At 48.7% G+C, this 13512-nt stretch carries 12 protein-coding genes and 2 pseudogenes; 2 read left to right on the top strand and 12 right to left on the bottom strand.

The window, feature by feature from the left end:
- Position 1 precedes the first annotated feature (1 nt).
- The 12 genes and pseudogenes from BV494_RS24625 to BV494_RS24680 form a co-directional block, all read right to left on the bottom strand.
- Positions 2 to 1291, bottom strand: a complete 1290-nt coding sequence (locus tag BV494_RS24625) for an ATP-grasp domain-containing protein (protein ID WP_104925426.1) — start codon at positions 1289 to 1291, stop codon at positions 2 to 4.
- 80 nt (positions 1292 to 1371) lie between these two features.
- The gene (locus BV494_RS24630; RefSeq protein WP_104925427.1) at positions 1372 to 2151 is read right to left on the bottom strand and encodes an SDR family NAD(P)-dependent oxidoreductase; all 780 of its coding nucleotides are present in this window, start codon (positions 2149 to 2151) and stop codon (positions 1372 to 1374) included.
- Positions 2115 to 2681 carry a hotdog family protein gene (locus tag BV494_RS24635; protein ID WP_104925428.1) on the bottom strand — a complete coding sequence of 189 codons (567 nt, stop codon included), beginning with the start codon at positions 2679 to 2681 and terminating at the stop codon, positions 2115 to 2117. Before BV494_RS24635 ends, BV494_RS24630 begins: the two co-directional genes overlap by 37 nt.
- Positions 2678 to 5191, bottom strand: coding sequence for an HAD-IIIC family phosphatase (locus BV494_RS24640; protein ID WP_104925429.1), 2514 nt, complete (start codon positions 5189 to 5191; stop codon positions 2678 to 2680). The genes BV494_RS24635 and BV494_RS24640 overlap by 4 nt, the downstream gene beginning before the upstream one ends.
- A gap of 5 nt (positions 5192 to 5196) precedes the next feature.
- The gene (locus tag BV494_RS24645; RefSeq protein WP_104925430.1) at positions 5197 to 5892 is read right to left on the bottom strand and encodes an HAD family hydrolase; all 696 of its coding nucleotides are present in this window, start codon (positions 5890 to 5892) and stop codon (positions 5197 to 5199) included.
- A 14-nt stretch (positions 5893 to 5906) separates the two neighbouring features.
- On the bottom strand, positions 5907 to 6521 hold the full coding sequence (locus tag BV494_RS24650) for a CDP-alcohol phosphatidyltransferase family protein (protein ID WP_104925431.1): 615 nt from the start codon (positions 6519 to 6521) through the stop codon (positions 5907 to 5909).
- 1 nt (position 6522) lies between these two features.
- Positions 6523 to 8385, bottom strand: a complete 1863-nt coding sequence (locus BV494_RS24655) for an aminotransferase class I/II-fold pyridoxal phosphate-dependent enzyme (protein ID WP_104925432.1) — start codon at positions 8383 to 8385, stop codon at positions 6523 to 6525.
- 4 nt (positions 8386 to 8389) lie between these two features.
- The gene (locus BV494_RS24660; protein WP_104925433.1) at positions 8390 to 9649 is read right to left on the bottom strand and encodes a Rossmann-fold NAD(P)-binding domain-containing protein; all 1260 of its coding nucleotides are present in this window, start codon (positions 9647 to 9649) and stop codon (positions 8390 to 8392) included.
- A gap of 302 nt (positions 9650 to 9951) precedes the next feature.
- Positions 9952 to 10502: pseudogene (locus BV494_RS24665) on the bottom strand (SDR family NAD(P)-dependent oxidoreductase); the annotation flags it as partial.
- A 244-nt stretch (positions 10503 to 10746) separates the two neighbouring features.
- Positions 10747 to 10902, bottom strand: a pseudogene (locus BV494_RS24670) (IS3 family transposase); the annotation flags it as partial.
- Between the two features lie 28 nt (positions 10903 to 10930).
- The gene (locus tag BV494_RS26390) at positions 10931 to 11233 is read right to left on the bottom strand and encodes an IS110 family transposase (protein ID WP_226790155.1); all 303 of its coding nucleotides are present in this window, start codon (positions 11231 to 11233) and stop codon (positions 10931 to 10933) included.
- A gap of 419 nt (positions 11234 to 11652) precedes the next feature.
- The gene (locus tag BV494_RS24680; protein ID WP_226790143.1) at positions 11653 to 11937 is read right to left on the bottom strand and encodes a tyrosine-type recombinase/integrase; all 285 of its coding nucleotides are present in this window, start codon (positions 11935 to 11937) and stop codon (positions 11653 to 11655) included.
- A gap of 355 nt (positions 11938 to 12292) precedes the next feature.
- Here BV494_RS24680 and BV494_RS26310 point away from each other — a divergent pair, with 355 nt between their 5' ends.
- Entirely contained in the window at positions 12293 to 12415 is a 123-nt protein-coding gene (locus tag BV494_RS26310; protein ID WP_255414973.1) for a hypothetical protein, read from the top strand.
- 839 nt (positions 12416 to 13254) lie between these two features.
- Complete coding sequence (locus tag BV494_RS24685) at positions 13255 to 13485, top strand: hypothetical protein (protein WP_192938228.1); 231 nt, start codon at positions 13255 to 13257, stop codon at positions 13483 to 13485.
- Positions 13486 to 13512 lie beyond the last annotated feature (27 nt).

The raw sequence follows: 13512 nt of genomic DNA on the forward strand, positions 1-13512 counted from the left end.
GTTACACCAGCGGGGTGTCGATAATAAGTTTGATGCCATAATGTTGTGCGATGGCATTCAGTCCGTGACGGTTTTGCTCAAGCGCTAGGCTGCGTTGTTCTGCGGCATTAATAAACCAGCCCTGGGAGTCATAATTGCTTCTGAAGGCGTTAAACGAGGCGTTCTCATCAATTTTTATATAGAGATCGACATGATCATCTATAGTCAGTGCAGCATTTTTCTGTACCGCTGGTTTTCCTGCTTCCAGCGGCGCGATATGATGTCCGACAGTGGTTTTTACTGGCTGTTGCGGGATATCGCCAAAGTCATTGCCAAGGTAAGCATCAATAATGGCCTGATCGAGATTAAACGCATAAGAAGAGATAATCATCTTACGGCCATTACCACCAATTATTCTTGGGTTGATCTCTATCAGTACTATCTCATTACCCGTATCAATCACTTCGACATGGAATATCCCACGCCCAAGATTGATGGCGGCGACGCAGTTGATGGCGTAGGAAGATATTTCTCTGAATTTATCTGCACTGGTATTGGCGGGTATAATTGCGCCCAGCTCAACGAAGGATGAGGTATTCCAGACAATTTTTTCAGTAACGGTGATACATCTTAATTCACGACCATTGGCAATCAGCTCCACGGAGTACATTTTGCCGGATAAATACCTTTCGGCTAGAAATCCATGTGATAACACCTCGGCATCAATGCCGGTATCATTTGCCGAGGGCTGGGCATGTTGCACCAGAAACAGCTGTAAATCTTTTTCATTTTCTATGATATCGATAAATTTGCTGACTGCCCCACGGCGAGGTTTGACAATCAGCGGCAGGCCGATTTCCTCAACGGCACGGTAAATTTCTCCTCTCTCGCGTAGTTCATACCAGGGCAAAGTCGGAATACCCTGCTCATGTAGAAAGGCGCGGCAGCGCAGCTTATCCCGGCAGATTGCGACAGCCTCAGCGTGAGTGAAGGGGAGATGCAAATCATCTGCAGCCTGCGCACAGGCATTAATGGCTATTTCAAAAAAACAGATAACGGCATCGATCTGATGCTGCTGAGTGATGGTGGCTAATGCGGATCTGACATCTTCGCGTTCGGCGCTATTGTCCACCCAGATTAAATTCTGTAACCGCGACTGCAGCGCGCGGAATTCCGGCCCGTCATAAGAGTCAGAATAACGTCGTGAACCGACATAGCTGACCCGGTAGCCGGCATCCAACGCGTAATGGAGCGTTTTAAGATTGGTATAACGCGTTTCCACAAAAACCAGGTGTGAACTTTTTGCTTCCATATCTCTTCTTCCTGTACGTCACCGAGGAAATTAACCGTGAAATAGTATTGAGACCATCTGCGGCGATAAAAACGCGATCTTCACCTTGATTCGATAGCCTGACAGAGAGCGTCAAATGAAGTGAGTTCAGAAATAGCGCTACCGGAGAGCGTAATGCCAAATTTTTCTTCAACTTCCAGCGCAATTGCGATTTGAATCATTGAGTCCCAGCCAGAAATATTATTCATTCGCAGCTGCTGATCGGATTTACCGACCGAGTCCGGCAAAATCTGATTAAGCAGGGCACGTAGTGCGCTGCGCGAGTGCGTTACTGCAGCGTTGACCCCCGCCGGCGTGGGGGCTGTTTTTTCTGGCGGGATATCGTGCAGCGCAGCGGCGCTTTTTTCTTCATCCCGTAACTCGAAAAGTCCATTACTGGTCAGAATGTAATGCCCTGCCAGACGCTGCTGCTGAAGCCCCGTGGTGAGCACGCTTTCTGCCACCTCTTCCGGTTCAAGCGGCGTTGTGCCAGGGAGATCCAGAGCAGATGAAAACGCGCTGCGCGTTAAATCACACAAAATAGTGGTGGTTTCGATGCCATTTTCCCGGTACCGCAGAGCGGTCTGCTGCAGATACCAGTCTGCGAGGCTTTTCGCTCCTGCGTAGTCGGTTAGTGGTTCACTGGCCCGTTGTTGAGCAACAGAACCAATATTAATGATGCGCCCGCGCTGGGCGGCAAGCATGCTAGGCAGAGAGGCTTCCGTCAGCGATTTCAACGATTGGTAATTGGTGGCAATCAGCTCCTGCAGTGGTGCGATGATGTCGGCGCTGGCGCTGTGAATAATCAGCGCTGGCTGGTACTGTTTAACCGCCTCCGCCAGCCTGCTTTTTCAAATTGCGTTGCACAAGCGGAGCCTATTGCACCGTCAGATCCGGTAATCAGCACAAGATTATTTGGCTGCTTAAGCGTAAATTCAGCGGTGAGATCGGCGGGAATTTCCCATTCATCAAATCTGGCCTGTACCACCATTTCACCTGAAATCAGCGCAACGGTTTTTTCGTATGCCTTGAGCTCAAGTTTCAAAATCCTTTTTTCCGCAGATATATGGGTTATTTTAGCGGAGTAGGTAATATCCCGGTCATAGTGTACCGGGCTGTGTGCGTTATACGATGATGAGATAATTAAGGATGGCACCCCCGGAAAGGCCATTCCCGCAATAGCTGAAAACGGCGAGGTCGCCAGCCCCAGCGGAAGTATCAGCTGAGCACTTCCCGAGGCAAGAGCAAAGTCGCGGTTCCAGTGCAGAGGATTTGAATCTGCACTGAAGTCGCGGAATTTCTCGTAATCTGTCAGAGAGAATGTTTTGTCAAACGATACATACTGCCCAACAGAAAACTGGCTGAATTTCATAAAGGGAGTTCCTCAAGCCCTGAAAGGGTCACTGCCGGGATGGCAACACTGATGCTGTCGGCGCTGGCAGTCCAGCTACCATCCTGCTCGGTAAACTTTAAGCCGCTGAGAATATCGGCGACGATATGGTTTTTACTGGTTTTAATAAATTCCACGCGGAGAGCACGCGCGAAACGCTCGAAAGTCTGTTTTGTCAGCACGTGAAAAATAGCCTGCTCAATACCTTTACCAAATGCGCGACAGGAAATAACGATTGAATCGACAACCTCATCTTTCATCACCAGTACGCCCATTATCTCCTGCGGATTATATTTATCTGTCACCTCTAATACCTTTACCGTATAACCACGATCTTGCAGAGATTTTAAATCCAGCGCGCTGTATCGCTTAATCGTGGTATTAAACTGATTGGTTTTTGTCATCAGCTGTTCAGCACGCGAACTGTTTCCGGACGATAGTGCCGAAAATGTCAGCGTGACATTGAGCTCCTTAATAAAGGAGAATGCGTCAGAGGCGCTGCTGCGCGCTGTGGCTACGGTTTTGAGCTGCTTAAATGACTGCACGCGATGACGGTCATTTTCGGTGATCAGCGCCCGGTTAAGCCCCGGTGTTTTAATCAACACTTCACAATAGAGGGCTGGTTCATTGCCCAGCTCAGGCACAATGACCTGCGGGAGCGTGCGTCTGACCGCTTCGCGCTCAATCGGATTATCATCCAGGAACATAATATTAGAGAGACCGAGATTTAAACGGCTCGCAATACGCTGGATTGAGTCCGCCTTTGGTTGCCAGTGGATCTCATCGTCGACGAAGTCATCCCGCTGCAGAACCATTTCCGGGTGGCGATCAATAATTTCCCATGCGACATCTGCATCGTTTTTACTGGCGACAGCCAGTCCGATCCCACACTGCGACAGGGACTTAAGCAGCAGCTGAAAATCTCTGTGGGCGTTGCCCGGATAGTCTCCTCCCAGCGCCACGCCTTCAATGCCATCATCGGTTGCCACACCGCCCCACAGCGTGTTATCGAGATCCACCACAATCAGACGCACGGAAAGACCGCAGCGGTCGAGGATCAAACCGGCTATCCGGTTGGCCGCAGCCCGGGCAAACTGAGGGGACCAGGGCGTACGCGCCAGATACCAGGTGCGCGGATCGCGAAGCGGGCTGGCTGCCTCTGCGGCCAGGGTTGCGGTATCTATCAGGATGCCGCCGCGCTGACGTAACTCTGCGCTTAGCTGAGCGGCAAGCTCTTCTACCTCTGCGTCATACCGTGTGGAAGAAGCACCAACGCCTTCATCCGCCGGCGCAGAAATGCTCCAGACCGGTTTAAACACCACCACCTGATGGTCACTGTTTGCCATCCATGAAGAGACAGCGCTGTGCCAGCGCTGTAACCGACTGTGGTGGCTCTCCTCATCGAGCGCATAACGCCCGGCCTTACCGCTGATGCTTTCGAGTGTATCGGCAATAATCGTCAGGTTGGGTTTGAAGTCGCGGAGGGAAGAGTCGTTTAAGGTCAGATCCTGATAGAAGTTGCCATAGTGATTGGCATAAAAAACAAAACGTCTTGACGGAGCAGCGATCGCCAGCTGCTTTTTTAACGCTTCTACAAGGTAATCGGGATTCTCGGCGCTGAGCAGTGCAACGCGAAACGGCTGCTGCTGCTGCTGTAACTCAAGGTTGGCAATATCGGCAGCGACCCGGTTGCCTTCTTGCAATAAGAAAAATGGGCTGGCGGCCATCTCCCGGTTACAGATGTTCACGATAGTGCGCAGCCAGACAAATTTAATCTCTCCCTGTCCCAGCGCAAACGAGGTAACGACCCCCTCTGCTTCTGCTGTCAGCCCCGCCGCGGCAAAGTTCAGTTCAGTGTTGATATCGCGGCGGCGCACATAAACGCGCATATCCGGGTCAACCGGCCCGTTGCCGAAGTCCGCAAGGATATTAAAGGTTTTAAATTCACGGTAGGGGACGGCGTGCTGTTGCTCCATTTTATGCAGAAAGCTGAGGTAATCCCAGGCTGCGCCAATCATCAGCGCACCGGCATTCTGCTCTTCAAGCACCGCAAAAACCGAGCGCGGACCATAGGCATCGTGGTGATCGGCATTTAAAAACAGGGGGGATTTGGGGCCGATAACCACAAAAGAGAAAATTGGATTGGGTGTGCGCCTCGCTTCCGGCAGACTCAGCACCCAGTCCGCCAGCACCCCGGTTTCCGACGGAGAATGGTGAATATTGAACTCTTTGCCCGCTGAATAGGAAAACGTAAATGCGGGAAACAGTAACGTTTTACCCTGTCTTACTAGTTCTCTGATTGCACGCAGAAAACTCCATTTGGCTGTACCGCGTTTCAGCCCGGAGAGCGTTGGTATTGAGGAGTGCACTTCAATAACATCGCAATCTGCATCCAGCACTTTATGGATGGCAAAGAGGATCTCCCGGGTGGTTAAAATCTCCCTTTCTCCCCTGAAGGGGATACCCGCAGAAAATACCTGACCAGTTCCCATGGCGATCACCTTGTTTCCCCGCTGTTCTGCGCTGAAAAAATTTGACGATAGTCGGCAAGCAGGTCATTGAAGTCGGCATAAACCGTTGCACCCGACGTGCGCAGTTGCTCTGCTTTTGTCCCTTCGCCAATGCCCAGGAACTCATAACCAAGATTTCTGGCGGTCTTCAGATCCCAGATGCCATCGCCTATCGATATCACCCGCTGTGGCTGGCGGATTTGATAACGCAGGCTGCCAGCCTGAACGGCCTGCTGGACAATCTCTTCACGCGTATGAAACTCTGATGCCGTAATCAGAATAAAGTCATCAGGATCAATGCCAATCACGCTCAGCTTGTGCAGAGCGCCTGAACGCAGGCTGCCGGTGGCGAAAACAATGCCCCACGTCTGGCTGAGGCTGGCAATAAAAGCAGAAGCGCCCGCAACTGGCGTCACCGGATGCTGCGCCAGCACCTGGTCATAAGCGAGGCGGTACTGCTCTTCAAGCTGTATAAGGTCTGGTTTACCGTTAAAGCCCGCCAGCTCCCAGGCTTCATAAAAGATCCCGCTATCTGAGTGGTGCTGGTATTGCCCCCAGTCAGTGGATAATGCCGGGAAAGGGAAAGAGCGTAACGACTGTTCAAACGCAATCTGGTGTGGACGCACGCTGTCAGTCAGCGTGCCGTCAATATCAAGAACAATAATTGAATCTGCGGATGACATTAAAAGATCTCCAGTTAAAATGTTGCCGGAAATAACACACGGCTGAAGGAAAGAGTAGCCAGAAAAATAAGAATCAATGCGAAAAGATAGAGCCCCTTGTGGCTGAATTTAGGGAAATAAAATTTACCGGTTTGTAGTGCCACCATAATAAGTGAGTAAAGAATATAAACGACCGATGCTGATTGCTGCGCCGGGAACAGGTTGGCAACAATACCCAGGGTCAGCGGTAGATATGTCACCGGCACGCCAACAAAGAAACCGGGTTTGTCTGAGCCCACGGCGGTGAAATAGGCCAGCCTTGTCGTTCCTGCGGCGGCAAGGATAAGGCCGCACAGAATGCCAGTCAGCGATCCTCCCTGTGCAAGCGTGACAAACAGCGCGGGTGCCAGCACGCTGTGACACATATCTCCCAGCGTATCCAGCCCCTGGCCAAACTCGCTGAAAAGCAGTGGACGGTTTAGCGTTTTTCTGGCTAAAGGCCCGTCAAAAACGTCGGCAATGGCACCCAGCAGAATAAAGCCTAGGGCCAGAGACATCTCTGATTGGGTCAGAGAATAAAGTGCCACACAGCCCGCAATAAACCCGAAAAAAGAGCAAAGGTTGGCCCGGTCTTGATAAAAACTCAGCATATTAAGACGCCACTGCAGAAATAAATTTACTGGCTTTACGTAAAACCGCGCGTGAAATAGCCTCTGTCAGTTTTCTGTTATCTTTACCATTACGCGAAGAAACGCGGAAATATTGCTGAGAGTCTTGCAATATTTTTCCGGAGCAGTCTTTAAGGAATATGGCATCTGTCTGCAGAAGTTCTGTGATCAATTCACGTGCGGTTCCCAGTTCATTATCCAGACGGCAAAAGATAAAGTTGGCCTCAGTAGGGAAAACCTGTAATCCGGGAATATCGCTGAGCGCTTTTTGCAATGCTTGCGTTTCATCAAACACTTTCTGACATGAGGCTTCGTACTCTTTGCGGTGAGCGGAAAACATTCTTAAATACTCTTCAGCAAAGGAGTTGATGTTCCAGATTGGCAGCCGCTGGCGCACGTCAGCAACCCGCTCCTGATTTGCTGAGGCAAATAATCCCAGACGAATGCCGCCAATACCGTGCGATTTACTCAGGCTGAACAGCAGCGACAGATTAGTATGCTGCAGCAGATCAGGCAGGAATGACGGCGTGCGTCCTTGTCCCTGGAAGTCGACAAAAGACTCATCAAGAATTACCTCAATACCCAGCTCCTGCGCGCCTCGAGCAATCAGGGCGATATCCTCTCTGGTCAGAGCATTACCGGTCGGATTGTTGGGGGATATCAGCACAATGTGCCCGACACCGGTTTCTCTTGCATATTCAAGGATTTTTTGTGGACTGAGCGCAAATCCATCCTCTTCGCTCAGCATAAAGCGTCGCACCAGATGCGCGGGGATAACCGCTTCATATTCGTTAAAGGAGGGGCTGGGGATCACCAGCGGTTTGTTAATGCCGGATAACAGCAGGGGGATCAGCTCACTGACGCCGTTTCCTACCACCAGGTTTGTTGCCTGCACGCCATAGTATGATGATAGATGTTCAACTATCGGCTTCTGCGCTGAGGGATATTCACGTACCAGATTCACTAACCGGGCGGAGAGGTGATCCAGCAATTTTTTCGGTGGATAATGGAAGTTATACAGTAGGCAGTGATCCTGCACCGGATAGCGCCAGTAACCGCCGTGCCTTTTTTCAAGCCATGTCTGTTGATCTTCAACCGGCTTGAGCAGATATTCGGCAATATCGAGGTCGTTAAGATTATCGACTTCATACCAGTCATATGAAGGAACAATGGATGCCTGAAAATCCTCAATCCCCTCGGAGATGGCTTGAGCAAAAAGCGTTTCATAGTAATCTGACAGTTCGTCACTATTTACCTTGTGCTGAAGCTGCGGTAAAAGCCAGCCGCTGGCAAATGATGATGACAGACGGTAGAAGTTTAACGTCTTGTAATGATGCGGGCCCTGCTTATGCACCGGCACCTGTTTTGGCGCGGTGACAACCAGCGGAACACCTCTCAACTCCACGCATGCGCCATCCATAAAAATCGCTTTTGGCGCAACCATGCAGGCGCTGGTATTTTTCTTACCGCCGACCAGTTGTTCAAGCACAGAGCTGCGTAAAACAACATCGGCCTCTAACAGCAGAAAGTCTTCAGTAAAATACTCTCTGGCAAGCCATAGTGAATAGATATTATTTGTCGTCTGATAGCGGGTGTTTTCAATAAAGGTGATATCGACATCAGGGAATGCAAGATTCAGCTGCGACTGAATTTTTTTACCAAAATGTCCTGTTACAACCACTATCTGATTAACACCAGTTTCCTGCAGATTAATAACCAGTCGTTCAATAATGCTCTTACCGTTAACGGGAGTTAACGGCTTCGGGATAATTTCAGTAATTGGGAAGAGACGATTACCTGTTCCGGCTGCAAGAATAACAGCTTTCTTAATAGATTCATCAGACATATATTTATCTTCCTGTGGCAATATTTTCCGGGATATGTTGGTCTTCGGTATATGCGTCAATAATTACATCTCCGACATCGTTTATGTATAGCCAGACGCCATCTAATCGCCCTTTAAACGAGGGTTCCCCTCCTGCTTTTTCTGAAGGAGATAAGCCTGCTCCCAGTCCAAATGAATAAAGGCCAGGAACGGGATTTCCAGCGATATCTCTGACTCGTCCATCTGTATCTTTCCCGGATAACCCGGTAAAGGGGCTGGCTGAACGATATCCTGTTGCGAGGATACAGAGCTCCTGATTACTGCTGTTGCTGGCAGTAATAAAGGGATTATCGCTAACGATAAAATTGACTGCAGGACTCTGTGGGCTCACAGAGCCGGTGCGGAAAATAGAGAGTGCTGCCTGATGGGAGTCGTATCTCAGTCCGGCAAAGCGGTTAATGCGACCACTGAGAGGGCAGACATCCGCGACGGGATCGAATGCATATCCTTCATCCTGGGCAGCGGCTGCGGTTTCAAAATAGAGACGTGGAAGCGAGCGACAGTAGATCGTAATAGCCACGCTTGCGTTGTCGGCAATCTCAGAGAGTCTGATAACGCTGGAGATCGCGCTGTGTGACCCGCCGATAATCGCGACGCGCTGAATCTTATGCCGGTGTAACAGGGCGCTGGCATCATCTTTATCGATACTCAGAAACTCGTCAGAGGTGACAGCAACGGGGGCGATATCATTGAGTAGCGACTGCTCAGCCGTCTGGTATCCGCCACAATTGGTGAAAACGAATTCACTTTCTGCCGTGGCGATATTGCCATTATGGTTAAAAGAAATAGAAAAACTCTTCCCTGACCTCTTTATCTGCGTAACCTCTGCTTCACGATAGAGTGTTATCTGATATTTTTCAGCCAGACGTGAAATTATTTTTTCTGCCAGTCTTTCTAACAGATCGGCTACAAGAGATAGCTGTGGTGCTGTATCCGGATAATCTCTTAAAAATGTGAGTGCGTCGCCGCCGATAAAATCAGAAGTTAATTCATAAAATCGTGGGTCGTCGATGCATTCTAAAAAAACAGATGAGAGGGAATTGGCTGTTATCTGATAATATCCCAGTTTGCCAGCTCCCAATCGGGGTGATTTTTCAAAGATGGCAATACCATTCTTTGCTATCTCTGAAAGTTTATTTTTCCGATATGCAGAAAGAAGTAATCCTAAATTGGCTGGTCCAAAACCAACTAATGCGGTCGTATACAGGCGGTGAGTATTTCCCAATATCTGTCCCCCTTCCTTTGTTTTGTATTTTATCTTCGTGGAAATATGAATTTCATTAATGTTTGTATATCACGACTGTCACAAAAAATCATATAAGGATTTGAGATAACTTTATGACAGGGTGGTGTTTCGTAGGGGGGGAGAGTACATCCTGATGGATAGTCGGGTGGATACGGAGAGTGAAAACCCGCCTCTGCTATAAAGTGGGCCATCCCTGAGAAGATGACATTGGATTTGAACAAGGGGTCGGACGTTGAGCAGACTACTCAACGTCGTCAGATAGCGACTTAATCTCCCAGTTTTTACCGGGTGGGGCCTTCAAAGTAGATGCTACTGATATGACAACTACGCGGTTGTCCCAGCACAAAACGAATGGTTTCCCAGATCGAGCGCCATTCAATAAACGCTCCCCCATTTTGGATTGGCTATGGATAAACGTATCTAACCCTGTCAGTTCGAAATCCGGGGGATACAACCCGGTCACACGTATATTCTCATTGGAGAGCAGATGAGAAATTTTATTTGTAAACCCGCTAAGTCCATGTTTACTTGCAAAAAAAGCGGGGTGCGCAATTGAATCCGTAAAATTATGAATCCCGCAGGAAGATATAATTGAGATAATATCCGCACTTTCTGAATGCCTTAATCCTGGCAGTAATGACTGAGTCAGTAAAATCGAACCTGTCAGTCCTGAACTGATAGTGCTAATGATTTCTGTGTCTGGTTGGTCGTCTAAAGATCCTGACAGCCACCGAGCAGCATTGAGAATCAAAATATCTATGGGTTTGTCTGAAGTTAATAACTTTGAAGAAAACTGAGAAAGGGCATCAGGCTGGGTTAAATCACAGACATACCTGAAAAAAACCTGCCAGCGTGTTTTTTAGTTTTTAGAGCAAGAGATTACGACGTTAAAAATTATCTCAAGAAGATCATCTAAGATCAGTTCACCCTCGATAAGGTAGCTCCGAAATATCGACCGTAATTTCACATGACTTAGATTCACTAATTGAATTCAACTTTAATATAATCATGGAAAATGATATTAATGATAAATCCTGACTTTTAGATGGCCCCAGCATAACCCCTTTAATTTCTGATAACTTATAACCATGTATGGCCAGTATCCTGTTTTGTTTCATGATCTTGGCTACCCGGTTTCTGCTGCACGCTTCACCGACTTCACGTAGGTCGCAGTGAACCCTGCGATAGCCGTAAACACCACCGCTCAGTGCATAAGAGTCGCGGATTAATTGCTGCCATACGCTGGGTCTGAAGATCATTCTATTTTCTAACAGTCGGCTCTGTCGCCTGAGCGAAGCGACATATCACTGCTGCATCAATCGCATCAGTTTTGGCGAGCTTCTCCAGCGTCCGGGCAAAGTTTTTAACCTGTCGTGGGTTAACCACTGCGACGGGAAGTTTTGCCAGCGTGAGCTCATAGCAAAGTGGGCCGTGATATTTGCCCGTCGCTCCCATAGAAATGAGTTCAATATCGTAGTATGTGAGCAGGCTGATTAAGGCCTGAAATCCTGAGGGTGTATTGTCAATACTGAGCCAGACAATTGTCTGTACTGATAAAAATATCGAATTTCTCTTTGGCAATATCAATGCCGACGTACGTTTTAGATGTCATAACATGTCTTCCCGCCTTGTCTGATACGGACTGACGTTGCCGTCGTCCTGGCAGCTGTTCGGGCTCATCATGAAACCAACGTGGCGCAATAAGCTCCTCGACGGGCTTGGAGTACCAGAGGAAAAACGTGCTGCCACGCCGGGTACAGCGCAGTAAAACTAATCTTTGTGCAGCAACTACAAACATACAAGGACAAGAAGGGAGGCGTTAAGTACCTGTCATATTCAAGAAATAAAATTCTTTGTTTAATAACTTCGTTCTCGCGTTCAAAGCTTCAACCCCTTCGCAATACATGACCTTAAAGGTATTGAAAGACGGATCCTACTAAGGCACCACGCGGTTTGCAGATTATCCCTTGGCGGGACGACCGTTACCGGCGCGGCGCGGCGCGGCGCTGCTTGGCGTTGCGGATCACCGCGTGCGGGTAATCGCCGTTAAGCCTGAAGTCGCGCCTTTTCAACGCCAGCACTTCATTGATCCGCCCGCCGTTATTCCACAACGTGGAGACCAGAGCGTGCTGTGACCAGTCGGGTAAGTAGTGGAGCAGGGCGCTGACCTCCGGCAATAAAAGGTATCTTGGCAGGTCGGCATAGGCCATCGCCATCTGGCGAAGAGCCAGCGCGCGCCGGTGATCTTCCGGACTCACCATTAACATCGGGCGGCGTGTGGGACCCGGCAGCGTGGTCAACTCAGTCATCGGTCATCTTCCCCCTTCAAACAGAACCGTAAATGTCATCACGTTTGGCAAAAAACGAAGCAGATCGCGCTACGTAAAAAATAGCGCCAAAACAACCCTTGCCCGTTTTCCAGAATTAACACAGCGCTGCCTGCGCAAAATTGTCCCCCGGCGGCGGCTAAGGTGACCATTTTCGCCCAGCGGCGGGGCGGATACCACGGCAAAAACTCGTGGGCGCTTCCGGTCATCATTTCCGACTTGTGGAATTATGCCATAAAACGGAATTAAATAATTTGGCATGTTGTAGAGGGTGGATCCGAAAAGGATCCTTTTGATGCTGTATTTAGTGCTCATTAAAGGTGCCGAATACCAGATGGTGTGGTCATGGCCAAAATCGCGCCCGAAGGTCGCGGTTACCGGTAATTGCAGAAAACGGAATGCGATCGGTCTGGAGTAACAAGCGGCCAGGTTTTACAGAAGAGGGAGGCTATGTTGGTCAGTGGGATTTTGCTCATAATCATTCAGGCAGAATTGAGGTAGGTGAATTCTGCAAACTTTCGTGGGTGATAAAGGCTCGATTTTTTAATCTCCGCAATCTGCGTCGCAGAGCCGGCTTCCGGCGGCGATTTTTAAGACATTGGTGATAGTGTGCCGAAAATTGGCGGCCCGATCGACCAGAATAAATACCAAAATGGTGATCGGTCGTTTTGGGGAGTTTTCCGGTATACGGGAAAAAGCCCAACGTGCGGGGGAAGGTGAAAGCGGTCGGCAACGCCCCCGTTCCCGCCGCTTTACCGCATCATACGGTATGCAAGCCCCTGATACAGCTGAAATTATACCGTATCGCCTGAAAAAAACCTCCCTTTAACGTCAACCGAAAATTTCTCCACGTTAAACGGGAAAAAACCGCAACATCTAGTGTTTTTTGAGATGACAAACGCTAAATGTAGTCTTATCCACAAAAACGGGGGATAAGTCTGTGGGCAATTAGGCAGTCTAGGGGTAAACCCCAATCAGTCCGAAAGCGTGACAGGTCAGCGTGTGGATGCCTCTCCAGCAGTCATGGACACCCTGGGGCATAGAATATTTTCACACCACGATATGACCCCATGGAGCATTATTGTTATAAAAGAGAAAAATAATTAACGGCATTCCATTAAAACACCTAATAGTTATTAAAATAGTCCTCATAATTTAAGCGGTAGATTATTATAGCTAATGCTAACCTTCTGTGGCGACCAACTCTTTATAAGGGGACGTGATATAATCTTCTTTTACACAATAAAGGCTATAACAATGAATAGAGATAACGGCGTCGTTTACAAAATGCTGAAGTTCGTCAAAATCAATGGTCAGGCTCAGTTACTAGACTTCCCTGAATTGTCACCTGAAATTGCTGAGTGGCATTTTCATTACCTCATCGACAACAGGCTGGTGTCTAGCGTTCAGAGTAAATATGATGATCAATACATTATTACTGGCCTCACGACGGCGGGTAATATGCAATTAATTGAGGGGACTGAATAATGGCGACGCTTATCATTGTAAAATACA

The organism is Rahnella sikkimica, assembly GCF_002951615.1.
GTDB classification, from domain to species: domain Bacteria; phylum Pseudomonadota; class Gammaproteobacteria; order Enterobacterales; family Enterobacteriaceae; genus Rahnella; species Rahnella sikkimica.

What these genes read in the sequence shown, in the direction of transcription:
- BV494_RS24625 (WP_104925426.1), bottom strand. Translation starts at nt 1,291, where the DNA reads ATGGAAGCAAAAAGTTCACACCTGGTTTTTGTGGAAACGCGTTATACC.
- BV494_RS24635 (WP_104925428.1), bottom strand. Translation starts at nt 2,681, where the DNA reads ATGAAATTCAGCCAGTTTTCTGTTGGGCAGTATGTATCGTTTGACAAA.
- BV494_RS24640 (WP_104925429.1), bottom strand. Translation starts at nt 5,191, where the DNA reads ATGGGAACTGGTCAGGTATTTTCTGCGGGTATCCCCTTCAGGGGAGAA.
- BV494_RS24645 (WP_104925430.1), bottom strand. Translation starts at nt 5,892, where the DNA reads ATGTCATCCGCAGATTCAATTATTGTTCTTGATATTGACGGCACGCTG.
- BV494_RS24650 (WP_104925431.1), bottom strand. Translation starts at nt 6,521, where the DNA reads ATGCTGAGTTTTTATCAAGACCGGGCCAACCTTTGCTCTTTTTTCGGG.
- BV494_RS24655 (WP_104925432.1), bottom strand. Translation starts at nt 8,385, where the DNA reads ATGTCTGATGAATCTATTAAGAAAGCTGTTATTCTTGCAGCCGGAACA.
- BV494_RS24680 (WP_226790143.1), bottom strand. Translation starts at nt 11,937, where the DNA reads ATGTTAATGGTGAGTCCGGAAGATCACCGGCGCGCGCTGGCTCTTCGC.
- BV494_RS26310 (WP_255414973.1), top strand. Translation starts at nt 12,293, where the DNA reads ATGCTGTATTTAGTGCTCATTAAAGGTGCCGAATACCAGATGGTGTGG.
- BV494_RS24685 (WP_192938228.1), top strand. Translation starts at nt 13,255, where the DNA reads ATGAATAGAGATAACGGCGTCGTTTACAAAATGCTGAAGTTCGTCAAA.